Annotated in this window: 22 protein-coding genes and 1 tRNA gene; 5 read left to right on the forward strand and 18 right to left on the reverse strand. The window is 34.7% G+C overall.

Translation table 11 applies throughout. From position 1 onward, the window contains the following. Together atpC and atpD are read right to left on the reverse strand one after the other, a co-directional pair. The coding region (gene atpC / locus ACLHG9_RS02690; RefSeq protein WP_410219983.1) for an ATP synthase F1 subunit epsilon at positions 1-235 on the reverse strand (235 nt) is incomplete at its 3' end. A gap of 108 nt (positions 236-343) precedes the next feature. Beyond that, positions 344-1846, reverse strand: coding sequence for a F0F1 ATP synthase subunit beta (gene atpD / locus ACLHG9_RS02695; protein WP_410219984.1), 1503 nt, complete (start codon positions 1844-1846; stop codon positions 344-346). A 239-nt stretch (positions 1847-2085) separates the two neighbouring features. Here atpD and ACLHG9_RS02700 point away from each other — a divergent pair, with 239 nt between their 5' ends. From ACLHG9_RS02700 to obgE, 5 genes are all read left to right on the forward strand, one after another. After that, positions 2086-2994, forward strand: coding sequence for an SDR family oxidoreductase (locus ACLHG9_RS02700; protein WP_410219985.1), 909 nt, complete (start codon positions 2086-2088; stop codon positions 2992-2994). A 39-nt stretch (positions 2995-3033) separates the two neighbouring features. Continuing rightward, positions 3034-3498, forward strand: coding sequence for a redoxin domain-containing protein (locus tag ACLHG9_RS02705; protein WP_410219986.1), 465 nt, complete (start codon positions 3034-3036; stop codon positions 3496-3498). A 97-nt stretch (positions 3499-3595) separates the two neighbouring features. Next, positions 3596-3669, forward strand: a tRNA-Arg gene (locus ACLHG9_RS02710). Positions 3670-4067: 398 nt separating this feature from the next. Beyond that, positions 4068-4637, forward strand: coding sequence for an adenylate kinase (locus ACLHG9_RS02715; RefSeq protein WP_410219987.1), 570 nt, complete (start codon positions 4068-4070; stop codon positions 4635-4637). Between the two features lie 101 nt (positions 4638-4738). Then, positions 4739-5746 (forward strand): GTPase ObgE, encoded by a 1008-nt coding sequence (gene obgE, locus ACLHG9_RS02720; protein ID WP_410219988.1) that lies wholly within the window; start codon positions 4739-4741, stop codon positions 5744-5746. Between the two features lies 1 nt (position 5747). Here the strand turns inward: obgE and ACLHG9_RS02725 are convergent, their stop codons facing one another. From ACLHG9_RS02725 to ACLHG9_RS02800, 16 genes are all read right to left on the reverse strand, one after another. Further along, a complete protein-coding gene (locus tag ACLHG9_RS02725; RefSeq protein WP_410219989.1) occupies positions 5748-7475 on the reverse strand; it encodes a carbamoyltransferase in 1728 nt (575 codons plus the stop codon). Next, positions 7456-8037, reverse strand: a complete 582-nt coding sequence (locus ACLHG9_RS02730; RefSeq protein ID WP_410219990.1) for an exosortase/archaeosortase family protein — start codon at positions 8035-8037, stop codon at positions 7456-7458. Before ACLHG9_RS02730 ends, ACLHG9_RS02725 begins: the two co-directional genes overlap by 20 nt. 33 nt (positions 8038-8070) lie before the next feature. After that, a complete protein-coding gene (locus tag ACLHG9_RS02735) occupies positions 8071-8934 on the reverse strand; it encodes a glycosyltransferase family 2 protein (protein ID WP_410219991.1) in 864 nt (287 codons plus the stop codon). After that, positions 8931-9554: a class I SAM-dependent methyltransferase gene (locus ACLHG9_RS02740; RefSeq protein WP_410219992.1), complete on the reverse strand. Its 624-nt coding sequence runs from the start codon at positions 9552-9554 to the stop codon at positions 8931-8933. Before ACLHG9_RS02740 ends, ACLHG9_RS02735 begins: the two co-directional genes overlap by 4 nt. 11 nt (positions 9555-9565) lie before the next feature. After that, on the reverse strand, positions 9566-10723 hold the full coding sequence (locus ACLHG9_RS02745) for an XrtY-associated glycosyltransferase XYAG1 (RefSeq protein WP_410219993.1): 1158 nt from the start codon (positions 10721-10723) through the stop codon (positions 9566-9568). A 32-nt stretch (positions 10724-10755) separates the two neighbouring features. Next, positions 10756-11826: an ATP-grasp domain-containing protein gene (locus ACLHG9_RS02750; protein WP_410219994.1), complete on the reverse strand. Its 1071-nt coding sequence runs from the start codon at positions 11824-11826 to the stop codon at positions 10756-10758. Between the two features lie 10 nt (positions 11827-11836). Then, entirely contained in the window at positions 11837-13780 is a 1944-nt protein-coding gene (locus ACLHG9_RS02755; protein ID WP_410219995.1) for an amino acid permease, read from the reverse strand. A 129-nt stretch (positions 13781-13909) separates the two neighbouring features. Next, complete coding sequence (locus tag ACLHG9_RS02760; protein WP_410219996.1) at positions 13910-15625, reverse strand: M3 family oligoendopeptidase; 1716 nt, start codon at positions 15623-15625, stop codon at positions 13910-13912. A 57-nt stretch (positions 15626-15682) separates the two neighbouring features. Further along, positions 15683-16894, reverse strand: a complete 1212-nt coding sequence (locus ACLHG9_RS02765; RefSeq protein ID WP_410219997.1) for a sensor histidine kinase — start codon at positions 16892-16894, stop codon at positions 15683-15685. 164 nt (positions 16895-17058) lie between these two features. Further along, positions 17059-18471 (reverse strand): exosortase Y-associated Wzy-like protein, encoded by a 1413-nt coding sequence (locus ACLHG9_RS02770; RefSeq protein ID WP_410219998.1) that lies wholly within the window; start codon positions 18469-18471, stop codon positions 17059-17061. Then, complete coding sequence (locus ACLHG9_RS02775; protein WP_410219999.1) at positions 18458-19657, reverse strand: glycosyltransferase family 4 protein; 1200 nt, start codon at positions 19655-19657, stop codon at positions 18458-18460. Before ACLHG9_RS02775 ends, ACLHG9_RS02770 begins: the two co-directional genes overlap by 14 nt. 26 nt (positions 19658-19683) lie before the next feature. After that, a complete protein-coding gene (locus ACLHG9_RS02780; protein WP_410220000.1) occupies positions 19684-20748 on the reverse strand; it encodes an acyltransferase family protein in 1065 nt (354 codons plus the stop codon). Beyond that, a complete protein-coding gene (locus tag ACLHG9_RS02785) occupies positions 20748-21602 on the reverse strand; it encodes a glycosyltransferase family 2 protein (protein ID WP_410220001.1) in 855 nt (284 codons plus the stop codon). Before ACLHG9_RS02785 ends, ACLHG9_RS02780 begins: the two co-directional genes overlap by 1 nt. Beyond that, complete coding sequence (locus ACLHG9_RS02790) at positions 21602-22456, reverse strand: glycosyltransferase family 2 protein (protein ID WP_410220002.1); 855 nt, start codon at positions 22454-22456, stop codon at positions 21602-21604. Before ACLHG9_RS02790 ends, ACLHG9_RS02785 begins: the two co-directional genes overlap by 1 nt. 9 nt (positions 22457-22465) lie before the next feature. After that, positions 22466-23290, reverse strand: a complete 825-nt coding sequence (locus tag ACLHG9_RS02795) for a glycosyltransferase family 2 protein (RefSeq protein WP_410220003.1) — start codon at positions 23288-23290, stop codon at positions 22466-22468. Between the two features lie 4 nt (positions 23291-23294). Next, positions 23295-24470: a glycosyltransferase gene (locus tag ACLHG9_RS02800; RefSeq protein ID WP_410220004.1), complete on the reverse strand. Its 1176-nt coding sequence runs from the start codon at positions 24468-24470 to the stop codon at positions 23295-23297. Positions 24471-24550: the final 80 nt, after the last annotated feature.

Raw genomic sequence — 24550 nt, forward strand, 5'->3', positions numbered from 1 at the left:
TTCCTTCTGCTAAAACGATGATATTGTTGTCCTTTACTTCTACTACACCACCTTTAATAATAATGACTTCTTCATCATTATTCTTCTTAATAATGACTTTACCATCTTCTAGCGTAGACACAATAGCCGCGTGATCCTTCAGAATCTGAAAAGAACCCGCCGATCCCGGAACTGTAACCGCTGTTACATCACCTTCGTAAGCTAATTTGTCTGGAGTTATGATTGTTAATTTCATTTTTGACTTGAGATGTGAGATTTGAGATTTGAGACCTAAACTTAAAATATGAGACTTTTTATACTTTCAAAAGTCTCATATCTCATGTCTAATATCTCATATCTTACATTAAACTGCTTCTGCTAATAGTTTTTTACCTTTCTCGATAGCGTCTTCGATTGAACCTACCAAGTTGAAAGATGCTTCTGGGTATTCATCTACCTCACCATCGATGATCATGTTGAATCCTTTGATAGTGTCTTTGATGTCTACTAGACAACCTTTCAAACCTGTAAACTGCTCTGCTACGTGGAATGGTTGTGACAAGAAACGTTGTACACGACGTGCGCGGTGTACCGTTAACTTATCTTCTTCAGATAATTCGTCCATACCTAAGATGGCGATGATATCCTGAAGTTCTTTATAACGTTGAAGAATTTCTTTTACGCGTTGTGCAGTATTGTAATGCTCATCACCTAAAACTGCTGGAGAAAGGATACGTGAAGTAGAATCCAATGGATCCACCGCTGGGTAAATACCTAACTCAGAAATTTTACGGGATAATACTGTAGTTGCATCTAAGTGAGCAAATGTTGTTGCCGGAGCAGGGTCAGTCAAGTCATCCGCAGGTACGTATACCGCTTGTACAGATGTGATTGATCCGTTCTTAGTTGATGTAATACGCTCTTGCATTAAACCCATCTCTGTTGCTAGGGTAGGTTGGTAACCTACTGCTGATGGCATACGACCTAATAAAGCCGATACCTCAGAACCTGCTTGGGTAAAACGGAAGATGTTATCAATAAAGAATAAGATATCACGACCTTGTCCTTCGCCATCTCCATCACGGAAGTATTCCGCAATCGTCAAACCTGATAACGCAACACGAGCACGAGCACCTGGAGGCTCATTCATCTGTCCGAATACGAATGTACATTTAGACTCTTTCATTAACTCTAAATCTACAGTGTCCAAAGGCCATTGACCTTTTTCCATTTCTTCCATGAATTTATCACCGTATTTGATAATGCCAGACTCCAACATCTCACGAAGTAAATCGTTTCCTTCACGAGTACGCTCGCCAACACCAGCAAATACTGAAAGACCACCGTGTCCTTTTGCAATGTTGTTGATTAATTCCTGAATCAATACCGTCTTACCAACACCAGCACCACCGAATAATCCAATTTTACCACCTTTTGCATAAGGCTCTAATAAATCGATTACTTTGATACCTGTAAAAAGTACCTCTGTTTCAGTAGAAAGCTCATCAAATTTTGGAGGGGTAGTGTGAATAGGCTTGCCATTAGCGTTATCAATTTTATTGATACCGTCAATAGCTTCTCCAACTACGTTGAATAAACGCCCTTTGATTTCATCGCCAACAGGCATTTTGATAGGAGCTCCAGTGTCTAAAGCGTCCATTCCACGTACTAAACCATCAGTTGAGTCCATTGCAATGGCACGAACACGGTCTTCGCCAAGGTGTTGTTGCACCTCTAAAACGATTTTTTGTCCGTTTTCTTTTGTAATCTCTAAAGCAGAGAAAATCTTAGGTAAATGGGCATCGTTAACAAAGCTTACGTCAACTACCGGGCCTATAATCTGCGCTATTTTTCCAATGTTAGGCATATATTCTTTTTGGTAAAATTATAAAAATCAAAATGTTAAACGCGTTTTTACGCACCTACTTTTCGGTTGGCAAAGTTATAACTTTTAAATGTAATTTTTACAGATAAATAAAAAGTTTTTTAACAATTATTTAAACGCCAAAACCGATGTGTTTTAAATGTTGGAAATAATGTATTTTTAGGCTTAAATTCAGTTGTCTTTGTAGCTGAAAATACAAGGGGATTGCTTTGAGATACAAAATGAAAAAAATATTGGTAACTGGTAGTAACGGACTGCTGGGACAGAAATTAACAGATTATATCCTTTCTTTAGATAACCTGCAGCTGATTACCACAAGTAAGGGAAAGAATAGAGTATTTACAGGTGGAAATTATACTTACGAAGAAATGGATATTTGCAATGCTGAACAGGTAGCTGAGGTACTTAGAAAGCACAGACCCGATACGCTGATACATACGGCCGCAATTACTAATGTGGATACTTGTCATGATGATAGGAAATTATGTGAGGAAGTGAATGTGAAAGCCACTGCTAACCTGATAGCATTATGCGAGGAGCTGGCTATACATTTTATATATATATCTACCGATTTTGTTTTTGATGGCAAAGCCGGACCTTATAAAGAAACTGACTTGCCAAATCCTGTAAGTTATTATGGTGAGAGCAAACTGAGGGGAGAGCTGTTGACACAGCAAATGAAAGGGAAGTGGGCTGTTATTCGTACCATACTGGTGTATGGAATATTAAAAGATATGAGCCGTAGTAATATTGTATTATGGGCTAAAAATGCTTTGCAGAGCAATACCGTTATTAAGGTGGTAAATGATCAGTGGCGTATGCCTACCTTAGCCGAAGATTTAGCCTGGGCAAGTGTTGCTGTGGCAGAAAAAGAAGCGGAAGGTATTTTTCATATTTCTGGCCCAGATATGATGAGCATTGCTGATATTGTTTATAAGGTGGCCGATTTTTGGAATTTGGATAAATCTCTCATCCAGGAAGTAAGCTCTGCTGAATTGAATCAGGAAGCCAAACGCCCCCAAAAAACAGGTTTTATTTTAGACAAAGCAATGACCAAATTGAATTACCGACCTCATAGCTTTGAAAATGGTTTGGAAATAGTGAGACAGCAGTTAGACCAGCAATATTAAAAGCACAACAATAATTTAATCAATTTAACAAGTATAATTATGGCATTACAAACAGGAGATAAAGCGCCTTCATTTAAACTTTATAGTTCAGATTTAAAAGAGGTGTCTTTGGAAGACTACCAAGGTAAAAAACTGATTATCCATTTCTTTCCATTGGCTTTTACGGGAGTATGTACAACACAGCTTTGTACGATGAGGGATAGTTTTGGTTATTATAAAGATCTTAACGCAGAGATTGTAGGGATTTCTGTTGATTCACCTTTTACTCTGGCTAAATTTAAAGAAGATCAAAATTATCAGTTCCCTTTGCTGTCTGATTTTAATAAGGAGGCAGCCCGAGCATATGGCGCCATTTATGAAGAATTTGCATTCGGAATGAAAGGTGTAGCAAAAAGAGCGGCTTTTGTGGTAGATGAGAATGGGGTGATTATTTATGCTGAGGTTTTAGAGGAAGCAGGGAACCTGCCTGATTTTGAAAAGATTAAAGCAATTGTAGCAGGATAAAACTGATATATAGATTATTTTTTCTTGTTATTGTACAAAAAAAATTGCGAAATTAATTCTGATACATTACCTTTGCAGTCCGTTACAAAACGAGAATGCATTCGTAGCTCAATTGGATAGAGCATCTGACTACGGATCAGAAGGTTTGGGGTTCGAATCCCTACGAGTGCACAGGGGGGACATTCATTTGAATGTCCTTTTTTTGTGCTCAATACTTTGTGTTTTTATGTTTCTGGTAGAAATAACTCGCATATAATTCTTCTTATTTCTTTAAACAAATTGGTTTTTGAAATTAAAACTCTTTAAACATCAAGCGAGCATTTGTGGGCATTGTAAACAAATTATGTCTTATTTGTTAATTTTTGTAGAATCTAATACCCTAAATAATATTTTAAAATTTATATATTTGCAGCTCAAAAATAAGGAGTAAGCATTTAGTGTAAAAAATACACTATCTGATTGTTAAACCTTAAATAATTAAACATTGGCAGCTTTACTTTTTGTTTTTAAGGTAAGGCTTTTTAAAGAAAGTCTTTATAAAGGCTTAAAAATAAAAGATAGATACTTAAATGCTTAATTTAGTTCTCTTTGGCCCTCCGGGTGCAGGCAAAGGTACCCAATCACAAAAATTGATTGATAAATATCAGTTGGTTCACATCTCGACGGGTGATTTATTCAGAGCTCATATCAAAAACCAGACAGACTTAGGTAAACAGGTTAGTCAGCTTATTGCAGACGGAGAACTGGTGCCTGATAGCATAACTATTGCTATGCTGGAAGAAGAAGTTGACAGGAATAAGACTGCTAAGGGATTTATTTTTGATGGTTTTCCACGTACGGTTCCCCAAGCAGAAGAATTGGATCGTTTTTTAGAAAGTAAAGGCGCTAAAGTTAATGGTGTAATTGCCTTAGATGTAAATCAGGAAGAATTAACCCGTAGAATTGCCGAGCGTCATAAACTAAACGGAAGACCTGATGATGATGCTGAGAAATTGAAAAAGCGTATCGGAGAATATTTTGATAAAACTATTCACGTATTACCTTATTACGAAACTCAGGGAAAACTGGCAAAAGTTAACGGAATAGGTGAGATTGAAACCATCTTCGATAATCTTTGTGAGGTTATAGATAGTTTTTAATTCAATAACATATTATACATCAAATTTTAACCTGCGGGCATAACCTGCAGGTTAAAATTTTTAATGGTATTTATAATTTAAATAGTCGTAAATTCATCTTCATGTCCCAAGGTTCAAATTTTGTAGATTATGTAAAAGTATGCTGCCGTTCTGGTAAAGGCGGAGCGGGTTCTGCACATTTACATCGCGATAAACATACCGCGAAAGGAGGGCCGGATGGGGGAGATGGCGGCAGAGGGGGCCACATTATTTTAAAAGGCTCGGCTCAGATCTGGACTCTTCTGCACTTAAAATACCGTAAACATATTATTGCTGAAAATGGTGAGGGCGGGGGCAGCGCTTTGAGATCTGGTAAAAATGGCAGGGATGAAATATTGGAAGTGCCTTTAGGTACAATTGCTAAAAATGCTGAAACTGGTGAAACCTTGTTTGAAATTACGGAAGATGGTCAGACAGAAATTTTAACGGCAGGAGGTAGAGGTGGATTAGGTAACTGGCATTTTAAAACTTCTACCATGCAGACACCTCGTTTTGCTCAACCAGGTGAACCTGGAAAAGAAGAATGGATGATTTTGGAGTTAAAGGTTTTGGCTGATGTTGGATTGGTTGGATTTCCAAATGCAGGCAAATCTACTTTGCTATCAGTTGTATCAGCCGCTAAGCCAGAAATTGCAGATTATCCTTTTACTACTATTGTACCTAATTTAGGTATAGTTGCTTATCGGGATTCAAAATCTTTTGTAATGGCAGATATACCGGGTATTATTGAAGGTGCATCTAAAGGAAAAGGTTTAGGTTTTAGGTTTTTAAGACACATAGAGCGTAATTCTGTATTATTGTTCATGGTTCCTGCTGATACCAGCAGAAGCATTAATGAAGAATATCAGATCCTGAAACGCGAATTACATGAATATAATCCTGAGCTGATGCAGAAACCACATGTTTTGGCCATTACCAAATCAGATTTACTGGATGAAGAATTGAAACAGGAAATGAAGAATGACCTGCCAAAAATTCCTTATGTTTTTATTTCATCTGTTGCCCAACAAGGTTTGGTTGAACTTAAAGACATGCTTTGGAAAGCCATCAATACCGAAACTGAAAGCTAGGTTATTCTCTCGTAATAATATAGTTTTCGAGCACCAGCATATCCATTTTGGTTCTTAAGAAACAATCAAGTGCATGAGCAGGATGGTTCACAATAGGTTCGTTTTCATTAAAAGAAGTATTTAATAATACCGGAACATTCGTTTTTTCGTAAAAACGGTTAATTAAACCATAATATTTAGGTTCAATTTGCTGATCTACGGTTTGCAACCGGCCTGTGCCATCTACATGGGTAACCGCAGGAATAAGTACTTTTCTTTCTTCTTTTATCTGAAATACTTTTTCCATGAAAGGTACATTATCCGTTTGCTCAAAATAAGTTTCAACATGTTCTTTTAAAATAGAAGGCGCAAAAGGTCTGAATGATTCACGCCGTTTGATCTTGGCATTTAAAATATCTTTCGCATCTATACGTCGTGGGTCTGCAATAATAGAGCGGTGACCTAATGCCCGGGGACCAAATTCAGCTCTTCCCTGAAACCAACCTACCACGCCTGCATTGATTAGGCAATCGGTAACCCTGTCAAAGAGCTCATGATTTTCCAGCTTTTCAAATTTTACATTTTTATCAGACAGAAATGCTTTGATATCCTCATTGTTGTATTGGCTACCTAAATAACCATGTAACATAGGCTTGGTTCGGGGCTGTTGTAATAACTGATTGTAAACCCATAATGCGGCACCTATGCAGGTACCGGCATCATGCCCGGCAGGAGGAATATATAAGTGCTTAAATGGTGTATTTAGTAATATCTTACCATTTGCAACAGAATTTTGTGCGACACCTCCGGCAATGCAAATAGAGTCTAATCCTGTTTTTGCATGAAGATGCTTTAACAAATGAAAGATGATTTCCTCAGTAATGCGTTGTATAGATGCAGCCCAGTCTTTATGATCTTGTGATAATGGCTCATCAGATTTGCGGGCGGGACCAAAGTCGCTGATCAATTCATCAGAAAATAAACTGTCCATCGCAGGTATGCCACCTTCCCATACCATGTTTACACCTTTTGTAGAATGATTAAAATATTTTAGGTTCAGTTCGAAAAGTCCGTTATCCGTAGTTTTAATTGCTTCTCTTAATTTTTCTACATATTTAGGCCTGCCATAAGGAGCAAGCCCCATTACTTTATACTCATCGCCATAATGAGGAAAACCCAGCCATTGTGTAAAGGTGGTATAAAAAATACCTATAGAGTGGGGATAAGAAACTGTTTCAAGTACTTTGATGTGATTGTTGTTTCCTGTGCCAGTCATTGTGCTGGTAAAATCTCCAAAGCCATCAATAGAAAGCAATGCTGCTTTTGCATAGGGAGAAGCAAAAAAAGCGCTGGCTAAATGACTACGATGATGTTCTACATGATGTATTTGCGCTTTAAGCTGCTGAGGTTTAATATTAAAATGATTGCAGAATTCATCAGTTATGGAAGCCGCCTTCTTTAAATTTTTTATGCGGCTAATCATATTATTTATGCTTAACCTGTTTTTAAGGGCTGTAAAAACTTTACGGTTAAAATTGGCTTTAGGATCTCTTGAAATAGCAATATGATCTACATCCGAAATGCTAATTCCGGCTTCGTTCAAACAAAACTGAATAGCCTGGGAAGGAAAACCCGCCCAGTGTTTGATGCGTCTGAAACGTTCTTCTTCTGCCGCTGCTATGAGTATATCATTTTGATATATACAGGCAGAAGAGTCGCCATGATAAGCATTAATTCCCAAGATGTACATTACTTTTTTTATTTTCTTTTAACCAGGACCAGATCATTAAAATAATTACCAAATATGCAAAAATGTTATATAAATCATGATGCAGATCGGCATGTTGTCTAACTGTTTTAAACTTGCTAAATATGAGACCAACCGAAGCAATACGTATAACATTGGTTAAGATAATAATCAGCGTGCCAGTTAGCATAAAGTATAATTTCTTTTTTACTGTTTTATAAGGATAGGCAATTACAAAGGCCCAAAAAGAGGTAATGATACCCATGCCATAGCATGAGTAGCCTACGTTTACCCATACTCCTCTGCTTATTTTAATACTGTCGTGATAAACAAAATTATCAATCCCAAATAGGTGAAGCAGGACACTGGCGCCTTTTAAAAGTATTTGTTGTAACCAATGGGGGTAATTCAGGTAGCGATCAAGAAAAGGGCTGTAATATCCGCCCCCTTTGTTAACCAGACCAATGAAAAAGTAATTAAAGTAGTACAGGGTAAAGGCTAAAGCCACAAAACTTAGGGTAAAAAACCATGGTTTTTTATAAATAAGTTTTAGTTTGCTGGTCATGGAAACAAAATTAATAAAGTTCTGTAAAGCAAATCAATTAAAAGGATGAGCTTTTTTCTTAAGCTCGCTAATTTTTATATCAATAACTAACCTGAACCAGAAACCTTGCAGATAATGAAAAATAAAGCCTGTTTTGCCATCTAAAAAGCCTAACTTAATAAAGTAACGGTAAAAGAAATATAAAAACGGGCGAATATAAAGGGGCATTTTCCACCATATATTTTTTAAATAGGCAATTTTTTGATTGGGATCTCCAAATAAAGAAGGAGAGGTGGCTGATTGTTTTATTGTTTGTAACCGTTCAAATTCTTCGTGCGCAACAAGCGTACTATATTTATTGTGTTTGGCTATCCAAAATTCAATATCGTTTTCTTTAAGATTTTCTTCTATAATGTGGCCTTCTTTCCAGATTACAGTTTTTCCTGGGACAATAAATCTGTGATCCATATTTTCATTCAGGTCTGAATAACCAATGTTGGCTCTGAACATTTTTAGCAGATATTTTGGATAATAACCACCATATTTGATCCATTTGCCTTTAAAAATATTTTTACGGTTAAAATAAATACCGTTTATCGTTTCATAATCTTTGCTCTTAAAATTTTGTAAATGTGTAAAAAGCTCGGGAGTAACAATTTGATCGGCATCTAGGCCTATTATCCAAGGGGTTTGGACTGCGAAGTTATTTAAAGCAAAATGCCATTGTTTGGGGTGATTAATAAAAACATGTTGCTGTACTATGGCACCATAAGTTTCGGCAATCTGCAGAGTATTATCTGTACTGCCTGAATCCAGAATAAAAACAGCAGCTTTTAACCCTTTTATAGAATTGAGTAAACGAGGTAAATGTTGTTCTTCGTTAAAAGTAAGTATAATGAAGCTAAACTCGGTATTCACGCTATTGTTGCTCTTATAACCATTGATTTCCAAAGATAAGGAAAACGACCGCATCCTTTAAAATGAGTAACCTGAAAGCCCTGCTCTTTAAGTAGAGCTGTAAGCGTTTTTCTTGACCAAATCTTAATGTGTCCTCCATCCCAAAGAGGATTGATATGGCTATCCATTTTGTTGGTAAGCGCAATGGTAAGATTTTTTAGATAACCATGATAAGGTGTAGATACAATGAACTCGCCACCACCATTTTTTAAGAGAATTTTCTTGGCAAAAGATACAAAGGTTCTTGGTGCATATAAATGCTCAATTACTTCTGTTGAAACAATGGTTTTAAAAGGGATCCGCTGTAGTTGTACAGGAAGCTGATCTGAGCTTAAATCCTGAATAAAGAAACGATCAGGATTAATCTGGTTAGCTAGTTTTATTCCCTGTTCTGAAGCATCGGTCCCATATACATCAAAATCATTTTTAATTAATTCATTGGCAAATGAACCATTGCCGCATCCCAAATCTAAAACCGGAGTATTTTTAGTGCTGATCAGATTTAGTATGGGCTTTAAGAGGTAGTTGTGCGTATGGCTGTTTTCGTTATTATGAAAACCGTAATCTTTATACTCTGACATAGAATATCTGGTTAATAGGTTGTTAGGTCCTGATATAGGCTAATATACTGATTTACCAGTAGATGATTATCGAAATCTTTTTTAATTATTTCCGGCGCATTTTTCCTGATGTAATTACGTTTGTCTTTATTATTAAATGCTTCCTCTAAGCCTTGGATAATATCATTAGTATAATGTTTACAAATCCATCCCATGTTATTTTGTAAAATATACTCAGCCAATCCAACTTCTTCAGAAACTAAAACGGGAGTTCCTACACTTAAGGCTTCTATAATTACATTAGCAAAATTCTCATTAAAAGAAGTTAATACCAAAAGGTCATGTCTAGCCATCATTTCAAATTTTTCATTGCCATGCACATAACCTATCCATTTAATATTATGATCTATATTTAGGTCTTTGGCATATTTTTTAAGTGTTTTTAAATATTGTTCTTCTCCGGTTCCTGCAATACTAAGTTTCCATTCTAAACCCAGTTTACTTAAACTTTCAAATAATATCTCAAGCCCTTTTTTCTGTTCAATCCTAGATAAAAATAACAACCTAAAATGGGAAGAGGGGATAGGAGATTCTTTAGGGACTACAGGACTTAACTTAACGAAATTAGGGATTACATTTATGGTTTTTGTGGCACAAGTTTCCTGAACGTCAGCCTGTTCTTTAGCACTGGTAGAATGTATGTATGTATATTTTAACAATTTTTTTCCTATACCTAAATGTATAATCTTTTTTGGTAAAGAATTTTTATTACTGGTTGTATAGTGGTTTAACATCCCTCTTGGCGAAAGGATTACAGGAACTTTATGGATTTTAGCTAACCAGCATGATAATATTGAAATTAAATTCCACCAGGCATGAATATGTACGATGATTTTAGTGTGATCCTTCTTAGCTTGTTTTAAGATTTTATGCAAGTGTAACAGGAGTGAAGGAGAAAAGTGGGTATGATCCTTAGTCCACCGCTTAAAATAATAAACTTTTACACCATCTACCAAGGTTTCGGTACCAGTGGCAACATCTAATTCTGTTTTTCCGTTAGCTGTGGTAGTAAGAACGGTAACATCTTGTTTAAATCCGGTTAATTCTTCAGAGAGTTTGGAAACCGACATGGTTGGTCCACCATAGATGTAAGCGGGTTTATAGGCTGCGCATATTTGAATAATCTTCAAGTGGTCTAATTATTTAGTTTGACTGTCTATGATTAGATTTTCAGCAATTGTGCAATTCTGGCAAATGGGTCTGCGAGGTAGCTTATATATTTAGTGTCTTTAATAGAGCTACGGTTTTTGGTAAAAGTTGAAGAAATTACCTGCTTTAGTGTCAATTGCTGACCTTGTTTGGCATGGAAAGGATCAACTTCTTTTGCCAGTGCCAATTTAACCATTGTGACAGGAAAATTTATCCCAGCACGAACATATGAGCTGATTACAGATGCCCAGAAACGCCCGTTGATTTCCAGTACTTTTACTGAGTTATCACGAATATCTCTTCTCATGTCTATACAAGCTACTCCATGCCAGTTAAGTAATTTCATCATCTTTGCAATTACGCTTATTACCTGTTCATCATCATGGAACCTAAGAATATCATTAGAACTGAAATCATTTCCTGTTTTAACAGGAGATTCCTGTATGGTATAACAGATAAGTTCTCCCTCCCTGCATATCACATTACAGGTAACATCACTTCCTATTATAAAGGGCTGTAGAATAAAACGGTTGAGTTTCGTTTCGTTCTCCATATAGAAATCTTTAAGTTCCTCCCAGTTTTCAAAACGTTGTATCAACCTTCCAAAAGCTTCTCGATCTGGTTTGACCAATACTGGATAGCCTATATCTTCCGCATCTTTCTTTAGTTTTTCTAAATCTTCGAGAACTGCAAATTTGGGGCATGGAACATTATGCTCGGTAAGGAATTTCGCTAGCTTCATTTTATTGATAGCAATATCAAATCTATCTACTTCGGTACCCCAGCTACATATTGCAATTTTGCTCAACTCTTCGGTATGAAGCTTTATATTTCTTATTTCGAGTTCATCTATGGGCATGATAAGGCCTATGTTATGGGCCTTTACAATGTCCTTAATTTGCTGTATGCCATTTTTGTCGTATTCCTCATAGGTTTTTTTGAGGTAGATAGAAAACCGTGCTGCATTTTTCTTATTGCTGGTTAATAGGTAAATATCAGCATTAAGCGATTTAAGGCAATATAAAACGCCAAGACAAAGATTAGAGTCGTAACCGATTAAAAGTATTGACGTTTTTTGGAGCATTATAGCCTTTTTATGCCTTGTTTTGTGCAAGCTTGCTGTTCTTATAGCCGTATGAGAAATAAATAACCAGACCTACAGCCAGCCAGACACCAAAGCCAATCCAGTTGCTGATACCCAATTCACACATCATGTATAAACAACTGATCAGTCCTAAAACAGGTATCAGGGATAGATTTTTAGTAAAACAGAAATATGAAATTACAACACAGATTAATAAGAATATCCACATTGGTATCTTATGCTTAAAGAGTTTCCAACCACTTTCATATTTTTTGTCAAAGTTGATAGAAGATTTTGTTAGGAAACTTTCATATTGTTCTGCGCTTAAATTATTCAGATAAGCTTCCGCATCTATTTGTTTGCCCTGAAGAACAACAGGATTTTGAGCGATCTCGTTCTTAACAGTCTGTAGTTCCCCGTTGTTTAATGAAGTTACAAATGTGGTTGCATCAACCGATTTGGTTTCATTTTTTAAGAAAGCCAATGTTTCTGTTTTAAACTGTGTTAAACTAAAAATAACAGAAGCTACAAATAATAGTGGAATAATGTATTTAGAATTTACATAAGGAATTTTAAACTTTCCTCTTTGTACATCAGGTCTGTTTTGTAATACTAGTACACCTGCACACACCAATACAAATGCGAACAGAGTACCTATAGAACATAAATCGGTTACGATGGTCAGATTCATGAACAATGAGGGTATAGCTACTACAAAACCTACAACAATTGTAGAAAATGAAGGGGTTTTGTATTTAGGATGAATCTTTGAAAATGATTTCGGTAATAATCCATCTCGGCTCATGCTCATCCAGATACGAGGCTGTCCCATTTGGAAAACCAATAATACGCTGGCCATTGCAAAGACTGCACTTACTGCAATAATACCACTCATCAATTTAAGATCAATCTGATCAAAAACATAGGCTAAAGGATCTCCAACTGCTAAAGTATTGTATTTAACAACTCCGGTAAGCACTAAAGCTATAGCTATATATAGGATGGTACAAATGATAATAGCCCACATCATACCTTTTGGCAAATCTCGTTGTGGATTTTTACATTCTTCTGCAGTTGTAGAAATAGCATCAAAACCTATATAAGCAAAAAATACGGCCGATACGCCTTTTAATATTCCTGAAACACCATTTGGTGCAAAAGGGTTCCAGTTTTCTGTATCTACATAGAAAATACCAACAGATAGCACCAGTAAAATAACAGCTAATTTTATAATCACCATGGCGTTACTGGCGTTTCTTGATTCTTTCATGCCACGATAAACCAGCCATGTAATGAATATAATAATACCTAAGGCCGGTAAATCTGCCACAAAATGAAAACCTCCAATTTGAGGAGCCGTAACCCAGGCATTATTGGCAATGCTCGTTGCTTCATCTAAGTTAGCAATGTCTTTACCCGCATTAATCAAAGCTTCGGCATGTTTATGACCGTTAAAAGCGGTAAGATAATCCATTGTTGCCCAATCAGGTATATGTATTCCATCTATTCCCAAGCTTTTTATTTTGATGGAGGAGAGCAAGCTCGTAAAATAATCAGACCAGGAAATAGCTACTGTTATATTACCAATTGCATACTCCATAATTAAGGACCAACCTATAATCCAGGCCACTAATTCGCCAAAAGCAACATAGGAGTAGGTGTAAGCGCTTCCTGAAACAGGAACCATAGATGCAAATTCAGCATAAGCAAAAGCAGCGAAACTACAAGCAATTGCAGTGAAAATGAAGAGGAAAATTACTGCTGGTCCACCGTCTGCGCTGGCTTTACCGATAGTGCTAAATATACCTGCTCCTATGATAGCGGCTATGCCAAAAGCAGTTAAGTCTCTTACTCCTAGGGTTTTATTTAATGAGCTTTCATGATCCCCGTAACCTTTTGAGGCTTCTTCTAATATTTTGGAAACGGATTTTTTTCTAAACAGGTTATTCAGCATTTAATTCTGGTTGCTTGGTTGAATTCTCCAAACTTAAAAAATATGTGTTAAAAATGAAAGGGCTATTTGGTTTCATCTATCGTCTATCGTTTAGCGAACAACGGGCAACCAACAACGAACAAGGTCCTTCTATTCCAATTTTTCTAACTCATCTTTAACAAATGTTGCAAGCTCTTTTATGTAGGAAGCACTAAAATCAAATTTAATACCTGCTGTTTCATAAATCACATTCATAGGTTTAGTATAACCTAAGCTTAGCGCGGCAAGGTATTGATCAAGTGCTTTTTCAGGGTTTTCTTTATAGTTTTTCCATACAGCAATGGCACCTAATTGCGCAATTGCGTATTCTATGTAATAAAAAGGTACTTCAAATAAATGCAATTGCTTTTGCCATATATTCCTTAATTGTTGTTCTAGATCATCCCAATTGGCAAAACCTGCTCCAAATCTTTCATAAATTTGTTTAAATGCCGTTTCTCTATCGGCCGCGTTGTGTTCTGGATTGGTATAGATCCAATGTTGAAACTGATCTATTACAGCTACCCATGGCAGTGTTTTCAATACATCAGCAAGCTGCTCTTTTTTAGCTCTGATCAGGTCTTCTTCCTTATCAAAATAAACATCCCATTTATCCATAGAAATTAACTCCATACTCATAGATGCTAATTCTGCTACTTCAGACGGGCAATGCTTAAAATCATTGAGCTCTAGATTGGCAGTTAAAAAAGTATGTACGGCATGCCCTCCTTCATGTACCATAGTGGTCAAATCACGTAGGGAATTGGCTGAATTCATAAAAATAAATGGAGCTCCTGTTTCAGCAAGCGGGTAGTTGTAGCCGCCCGGTGCTTTGCCCATGCGACTTTCGACATCAAAAAGATTATTCTGTTTCATGATCGCAAGCTTTTCTCCTAATGAAGGTCTTAATGCGCTAAAACAAAGAATAGATTTATCAATCAATTCGTTTCCATTGTGGAAAGGTTTTAAAGCGGGCTTTCCTGTTGTGCTTACATCCAGATCCCAAGGTTTAAGATCAGCTAAGTTTAGCGCTTTTTTACGTTTATCTGCTTGTTCTTTTAATAGAGGTACAATTTCTTTTTCTATCGCAGCAGCAAAATCATAACAGTCTTTAGGCGTATAATCAAAACGCCCCAAAGCTTGGAACATATAATCACGATAATTTTCAAAGCCTGCGTTTAAAGCTACCTGATGTCTCATTTTTACCAACTCATCAAATAATGTGTTGAGGTCATCTTTATCAACAAGTCTTCGTTGCTGAATGTTTCTCCAGGCATTTTCCCTTGTTTCACGATTGGTGTCTTTTAAGAAATTTGCAGCTTGTTCTAAGGTGTAAGTCTTGCCTTCAAGTTCAACACTCATTGCCCCTGTAATGGCCTGATATTTTTGCTGTGCAACCTGTAATTTCGTAAATAGTTCAATATTTTCTTCTCTAAAAAGTTCTAAAGCTTTTTTTATGCTACGTATATAAACAAAGTATTTTTCTTGATCCAGCTGATCAATAAAAGGACTTTCACAGAATTTTTTATTTAACTGATTGGCTATCGGAGAGATTTTAGGTTCAATTTCTGTAGCAAAATATTGGAAACTTTTAACCAGTTCCTCATTTGAGGTATCACATGACATTTTAATGTATCTCCAGGCGAAATCTTCTTCTAATGCAGCTTCAAGTTCACTCTTATCACGCAACCATTGCTCAAGTTCTTTTACGCTATCTATTTCTCTTTTTAAAAGCTCGTTGAAAATGGGCTCAAGGTTTTCCCAGGCTATACTTAAATCCTGAGGAATATAATGACGTTGTTTTTTATGAAGTGCTGATAGGCTCATATGTGTAAATTTAAAGAGATAAATATAGGTTATGGATTGTAATTGTAAATTCAGTTTTTAAAATAGGCTTTGTTTGGTTAGGCCATATAGTCCGGGCGATTTTGCATAACAATCGAGTTTAAAAGAAAAAGTAGAACCTTTATTTACTGTACTTTTAACCCGAATAGTAGAACCATGAAGTGCTAGAATTTCAGATACCAGATAAAGTCCAATGCCAAAACCTGAAATTTGTTTTTCTCTAGAACGCCGGCTTCTGAAAAAACGCTGGAATAAATGGTGCTGATCAATAGGATCTATGCCCAAGCCTTCGTCACTTATAGAGAAGAAAGCTTTGTTGTTATGTTTTTGAGTGGCAATGACAATGTTTCCTCCCGCTGGGGAATATTTTATGGCATTGGTTAATAGATTTGTAATTACTTGAGTAATTTTGTCTTTATCGGCAAAAATGGTTAGCTTTTCTGTATGAAACTGACAGGTTATGGTATGAATTGTATTTAAGAAAGCATGGTCATCAATAATTTCATTAATCAGCTCATTTAAATCGAATTCGATTCTGTTTAATGAAAGCTTGCCGGCTTCGATTTTAGAAACGTCTAAAAAATCATGTATAAGCTTAACCATTTTATCAACAAGACGATTGGCTTTATCTAACCCAATAGGAATAAACTCATTAATTTCAGGTTGCTTCTCAATTTTTTTCTGCATTACCTGCATATAAGTTTTGAGAGAGGTAAGGGGGGTCTTCAGTTCATGGCTAATCATAGAAACAAAGTCATGTTTATTGGCTTCATTTTGTTTACGATCTGTAATATCTCTTGCAATTTTGGAAAGGCCAATAATATTTCCTTCCACGTCTTTTAAAGGAGAAATTGTTAATGAAACGTGAATGAGGCTGCCATCTTTACGCATTCGTATGGTCTCAAAATGATCTACATGCTTGCCAGAACGCAATTTTTCTAATATGATTACTTCTTCGTGCTGACGTTCTGTAGGAATAATTTTAAGAATTGATCTGCCAATCATTTCTTCTGCTTTATAACCAAAAAGCCGTTCTGCAGATTTGTTCCAACTGGTAATAATGCTATCTAAATTCTTACTAATAATGGCATCATCTGAATATTCTACAATGGCAGATAGTTTTGCAGTTTGCAATTCAGTGTCCTTTAATAAAGAAAGGCGGTCTTTATAAATTTGATTTTGCTGCTCTAATGTTTTAATGTGCTGTTGTAAACGTTCAATTTCAAGTTGTAAAGTTTGGTCTTTTTCCATAGAGCAAGTATTTCTGGTTCTTTAATTTAGGAACAAAATTTATACCATAAGTTGAGGTTTTTGAGTAATTGAATAGTTTAAACAGAAAATAGAAATATTGTAAGTGAAGAAAATGGTAAGATAGAAAGTATAATAGAAAAACTTAATAACTCTCTGAGGTTTGGTTATAAATTTTTCTTAGTTAGATAGCCGGTCCATAATAAAACTCTGAAGACAATAACCATAGTTATAAATCCATATAACATGTTATTAAGCATAAATTCGAAATTATTACCGCGCCACAAACCTTGAAAGCAGCCGTTAAATATTACAATACATCCAAATTCATAACCGCCAAACCAACGTTCAGCTGTATCGTTAAAAAACTGGACACAGCATCCAAAAAGAAATAGAAAAACAAATGTGCCGATATAACCAAATGATAAATAGGCATCAACAACCGGACGTGTTTTAGCTGATACAAGAGAAAGTCGGCTAACTACTCCTGCTTCATAAACACGTTCCATCGCAACTTGTTCTGTGATAGGTTTGTTTGGATAAAACTGTCGGGGAATTAACGCAATTAAGGCATTGTGTATAATTTCTGTTTTGTAAAAGTCATGATGAGCAGGTACATAAGCTACATATTGAGTGAACATACCAATTTCAGAAAAACGATTGGTTAAAAACCCCCAGTTAGTATTATCTATAACTTCCTCGTTATCTTCCTGAAAGATAGTTTCTAAAGCTTCAGATCGTGCTTCTACAGCAGTTTTCTCACCACTCCATGATTGTCGAACTATGCTTGCGTATGTAGGTAGGATGTATAACAATATATATATTGTTGGAATAGAAGCGAGAGTAATAACGCGTTTATAGTAAGGAAATAATAAAGCAAACAAAATAATCACGTTCACAATAATATGCTCTTTAAATCCTGTAAGTGTTGCATTAATAAAATTAAGGCCGAACATCGTTGTCCCATAAACAATCCATAATGTCTTTTTTGTTCGTAAACCCTTTAATAACAATAAGGAAGCAGAGAAAATGGCCATATTATTAAAATAAATGGAGAACTGTAACAGACCTGGTAAAAATTGGAACCCTATTGCCGTTATATAAAAAAATAGAGCAATGCGTAGCCAATACAAATCCGATTGTTTCTCTTGAAATATATATATTGTTTTGGGTTTCTTTAATGATGAATAGTACAACATGCCCCATACCAAGCTTATGTGGGCCAGCAGGCATATACGCTGACATTTGGCGATTAAGTATGTCTGTTCATTCGGTACAAAATCTCCAGGGTTAACTTTTACAAAATATTCATATCCTAAATGATCTAAAAAATAGAAAATGGACGTACAGCACATAAAACCTGCAAAAATGAGCTGCAAAAGAAATATGGGTCTCATAATTTGAGATGCCACAGGCAAATCATTTTTTATGAATCTATTTTTTGAAAACCATGTAAGATAAAAGATGTAAAACGAACCAAGCCAAGCTATGATATAACTTAAGGCAGGTGTATCGCTCAGTAAAGATGAAAGGGCAAAAGGAATAAAAAAGAATAAATATCCAGGTCTATTTTTGTGCATCACCTAATAATGTTTTAACAGAATTTATTGTAGAAAGGTAAGTATACTTGTTGATCTGCTGCTGAATTTTTTGTTGATCTGCCGGGTTATTCATTAAGTATAAAATGGAGTTTGCCAATGCTTTAATATCTCCGGTTTTATATACCAAAGAAGAGCTTAATGGTTTAACCAGATCTTCGGCAGAACCGCATTCATTTGCTACAATAACAGGTAATCCTGAAGCCATTGCTTCGTTTACAACCAATCCCCAGGTTTCGCCATAATCAGATGGAAGTATTAGGCAATTGGCAATAGCATAGGCCTTTGAAATTTCTGTTTGATTTAAAAAACCAATAATAGAAATGTTAACCTCCTTTTCCTTAATTGTATTTATGATTCCATTTTCTTTGTCAAATATGACGTTTGTATGCTGTTTAATCTCATCATACAATTCCCCGTCACCTACAAATACAATATGTACAAGATGTGTCAACTGAGCTAATTTTATAGCTTTAATAATATCTAAAGGACGTTTTTTGGGGATAAATTTTCCTGAAAATAAAATACAAAAAACTTCTTTGGTGATTCCCCAATTGTTTCTTATAATTTGAGCTTGAGCTTTATAATATAGAGAAGAAGTGTAAAATCTATCATTATCAACACAATATAATCCAGGTAATAACTTAGATGAACTAATATTATGCTTTAAATATAAACGTTTATTGGCTTCGCCTATATAAAGGAAATAATCTATTCTGGCAAAAAACTGCGATAGCAATATTTTCTTGATTATCTGTTTCCAGAAAGAAACAGGTTTAATATCATTGCTTTCTCCTTTAAAAATTGTTGTGAGACTTAAAGACTTTGCTATCCATAAAACCTGCCAGTATGCCAATACCTGCCATCCATTGATATAAACATGAGTGGCTTTGCGTTCTTTTAATAATTGTTTTAAATTATCTTTTAAAACGATTCCTCTAAAGCCTTTATTCGGAGCAGCATGTTCGTTGACTTTTAGGAAACGATATTTATACCCTTCCAGCATGGGTAAATCCCATGAAAAAGATTTACCAAATTGTATATCAAAGCTACTTTTTAAACCAAAATCTGTAAAATACCAAACCTCAAAATCAATACCTTCTTTAGCCATGGCTTGCCAAAGGGGAACTTGATATTGAATAGGATGAGTAGCAAATATAATTAGCATGAAAACAGAATTTTTTTAAAATTAATTCATACGGTTTTCCCCTTTTTTATAAATCTCTTTTCGATATACCTGTAGCTAAGGGATGATAATAGAATTGTAATTGGGATTGCAATAAATGATGTTAGTATTAACAAAAATAAACTCGTTATATTAGGTATGTGCATTTTTATAGTTCTAACAATTATAATAAGGACTATTTCATGGATGAGATAAATGGAATAGCTAATTTTTCCTAAATTTTGTACTGTTCTTAAGTTGAAAAAATCAGAAACAGTTTTATTAAAAAAATTCTGTTTAATTCTATTAGTCATTACTGAAATGAAGAATATTAAGAAAACCAATATGCCAAATTCTTTAGAATACCCTATGAATACCAGAAACATAAATAATACTATTGGAAGTATAGCATCTGAAATTGACACAAGATTTGATTTTAGTATTTCTTTGGTGAATGTTTTATAGATGAAATACGAAGTTATTCCGATAATGAAAAAATGTAATTTTAAGGGAAGAAATGAAGGGTGATGCCAATTATCCAATCTTGGTGTAATTACAATTAAAATAAAAGATAAAATCAGTGATAAGATTAATGTAACTGATCGATACTTCTTGAAAAAATAAAAAAACAGAGGAATAACCAAATAAAATTGCCATTCTAAGGAAATTGACCAGGCTGGATTTAAAATTGCTCCCGGAGCATTTTTAATTACGCTATCAGGTATAACTCCGTGTAACATGGTTAAGTGCAATCCTACATGCGTGATCCATTCATTTAAAGTATACGTATGCTCTACAAAATGAAAAATGTATAATAAGCATGCTAAAAAAATACATACAATGTATAAGGGATAGAGTCTTAAAAATCTTCGTTTTATATATATGGGATATTTTTCTTTCTTTTGATCTATTAATAATGCAATCACAAAGCCCGACAAAATAATGAAACAGTCTACAGCGTAAGTCCCTGTAACAAATAATTTAAACGGGTGATTAAACGACGCCCATGGGTAACCACAAAAAGCCAAAATATGGCTAAAGAAAACCCACATTGCTAATAAACCACGAAAACCTTCAAATTCTTTAATAAACATTAATGGATATTTTCTTTTGATCTCTGTATATAAAGATTGAGTGTATTTTTTGAAATAGGAGATCTGGTTTTTTGAATACTTCGAAAGCCCTTTATAAACTTAAAAATTCCTTTAATAGCTGATTTGGTAAGTTTATTTTTAAGGCCATATAATATATGTTTAACCATTTTACCAGGAAGAGCGTAAATGACTATAGGAAAAGGCATTCTTCTATAAGCATTAGTGAGGTCATTCCAAACTTGCGATTGATATTGCTGTGGCAGATTTCTGGCAATATTAGTTTTGTCATGCCATACATGCACTCCTGGCATGTACAAAATTTCTTTTCCAAAATCTAAGATGCGCATGCAGAGGTCTTTTTCCTCGCCGCCGTAATTGCCAGGGTTTGGCTCATAGAAATTAAGCTTTCTGATATCTTTTAACCTTAATATATGTCCACAACCTATAAAGTTATTTGTAAAAAATGGTTTTTCTGTTTTTTTATGAGAGGGTTTATCTGGAGATAAGATATCAAAAGCAATGGCTGATAAATTTGGCTGATTTCTGAATTGTTCTACTGCAAGTTGTAACTCATTTCCGTGGATGAACCAAGCATCATCATCCAAGCTACAATAGAGATCTGCATTAGTTTCTCTCATTAGTTTATTTCTGGCGTATAAATACCCTTTGGATTCCTTATTAAATATCCAATTGATATTAGGGAATTCTTTTTCTAAAAGGTAAGTATTGTCCTCAGAACAATCGTCATAAATACTAATTTCTATATTTTTATAAGATTGGTTTAAAACAGATTGAATAGCCTTGGGTAATAAAGAAGCCCTATTTTTAGAAACTATACCTACTAATATCTTCATTACTGCCAAATAGAACGTATATGTAAGAAACTATTTTTTTTATTTTTAAGATAAGCCAAGCTCAAAAATAACTTATGTAGAAGAAATTTAGATTGCAATTTTATCCCTTTCAAACCAACAATTTGTTCAGCTATAATTTTCTGATTTTTTAGCTTCATTTTATTTAAAGCCAATGTATTTTCCTTGAAATTTGTAGTAATAGAGTGGTGCAGGTAACTAATATTTCTAAGAATATAAACAGGATATTTTTTGGCTAAAGAGGCCGTAAGAAAAACATCTTCTGCATAAGAATAGCCTTCAAAGTCTGGGAATTTAACCTCGTTAAATATAGAATTTTTTATAACAAGGCAAGTTGAAGGTAACCAGTTTACTTCTAAAAGCTCATGATGCTGATGTTCATAGCAGGGATAGCAGTTAATACCGGCCCCGAATACTTTGCCTCCATAAGTTTCATCAATATACCCAGCTTGTATTCTATAATATAATTTGAGTAATAAATCAGGTTTTTTTATTTCGGCACCTATTTGGCGAGGACCAGCAATTAATATATTTTTTACTTTTACCAAATTGAAAATTCTTTCAAAAAAATCTGGTTCAAATTCTACGTCATCATCTAAAAATACAATATAATCTGAATTGCAAAGCAAGGCTCCTTCATTTCGTTGTTTTGCTGCACTTTTGTAATTTACATGCTTATAAATGATAGATATTTCTGAAGAGAAATAGTCTTGCCTTTCTTCAGAACTATCAATAATTACAAGGCTTTTGGGTTTAAAAGTTTGTTTATTTAGACAATCTATAACAATCCTTAATGACTCTTTTCGGTTATAAGTTGCTATTATTACAGAATACATAAAATAAAATTAAGGGAATATACCCATTCCGTGGAGTACATATTTTAAAATTCTTTTATCCCAACGTTCAAGATGTCTTGGCAGCATTGTTTCGTCAATAATGTGATTGCCAGTTAATGGGTCAAAATGGTAATCTATTGAATTTACAACTTTTTCCTCCCAGTTTTTTTCAAGGGAATATTTAGCAAAATTTTTATGGCCATCTTGAATTGCTTTTTGTCTGGTTACTAATCTTTTTTGTATTTGCTGTGGCGAACGATATTGTAAGTGTTTTAATCTTATGCGATGAGGAGACACAATGCCTAAATGTCTTGGCCATGCTCCCTGATACCAGGTAAGACTTTTTCTGTATTTAAAAAAACGTTCTTCAGAATGATTGCATAAATAGTATCTTATACGTTCTTCCAGCTCCATATTCTCATATTCTTTCCGATTGGTATTGTACTGCTCCAGATCTTTTTCGGTAAAATAATACTGACAACTAGCACTCCAAATTACATGATGTGATGGTGAAATCTTTTTCAAAAAAGTGCGGGGATCATCAATATAGATTTCATCTGCATCTAATCTACACCACCAGTCTCCATCAGAAGCCAGATCTCTATAGTGGTTAAATATTTCACCCCGTAGAAAATTATTGAATTTTCTATCTTCTTTTTTAAAAGGAATAATCGATTTATTTGATTGTGCCAGATTTAATACAATCTCCCAGCTGTTGTCCTCACTCCCTGTATCAAATACAAAAATCTTATTGCACCAGACAGAAGCTTTTTGAAGAACTTCTTCAATACAATCTGCTTCATTTTTCACTAAACATAGCCCAAATATTTTCATTAATTTATTGCAGCACCTTATTAATAATTGAATAGAATTTTTTTATGATAAGCTCTGGTTCAAAGTCATGGCTTTTATTTGAAGTTTCAATAGATTTTATTCTAAGCTCTGTATTACTTGCTAATTTCTTCAATATATCTTCTAATTCCGAATTGGAGGTAGTGTTAAAAAACATGTTATTGGTTTTCCCATATCTAAGTCCGTTGGCATAGGAGGGGCCATTAACAATTATAGGCATCTTTAATTCTAAATATTCAGGTAATTTACTCGGAAAATGCGTTCGGTATAAATTTTCAAATTTTTTTTCTTTAGAATAGGGTAAAAGTACAACATCACATTCTTCGGTAATTCTGTTCCAGGTTTCTTCTGGTGTTTTCGCAAATCCTGCAAATTCAATAACTGATGAGCTAATTATACCCGGATCATTGCTTCTATATATTTTTAGCTTACTATTGGTGTTTTCTAATACAGGCACAATTTCATTAATTCCTTCCCTATATCCATAAGCCAAGGAGCCTGCGTAGCCGATTGTTAAGTGGTTATCATTAATCAAAGTTTTCGCTTTTTCAGCAGCTCTGGCTTTAATATTTTCAGATGCTGTGGGATAAAGGAAATCACTTTCTGCTTTATATTTTTCTTCCCAAGTTTTTGCCATTTCCGGACTGATACATATTCGCTTTTTTGCAGAGTGGTAAATTTTTGCGTTTAGCGTGGTTAAATGCTCTTTAAGGAATTTATGTGGTTTTGCAAAATCCTCTGCATCATCATGACAGAATAATATAAAAGGTATGTGTTGATGTTTAGCATAATGATAGGCAGGATAATAAAAAGTGATAAGTTGCATTAAGCTTATAACCATATCAGGCTCAAATTCATTGATTACTTTTTTTAGCTGTTGAGGTAATGTGGGAAGAAACAAGCCTAAAGAATGTAGATCTGCTAAATAAGAGCTAAATCTGCTTTTTCTGAGTCTATCTAACAAAGGATATTTTAGAGTATAATAAGAGCACCTTAAAGTTTTAGCATATGGAACAGATGCTCTGCCTATAACTAATAATTTATCAGAAGGATAATTTTTAAATAATCTATAAAACTGAATCGAACCAGCATTTACAGATTGAGGAATTTCATCTGCAATAAAGAGGATTTTCGGAAAACTGCTTGGTATGGCGTAGGTCATACTTCTTGAATATATTTGTTTTTCAATCTTAAGAATGTAAGTTCTATTGGATAATATAATGTATTACTGAATATTACCAC

This window comes from Pedobacter sp., assembly GCF_046462515.1.
In the GTDB taxonomy this organism is placed as follows: Bacteria; Bacteroidota; Bacteroidia; order Sphingobacteriales; family Sphingobacteriaceae; genus Pedobacter.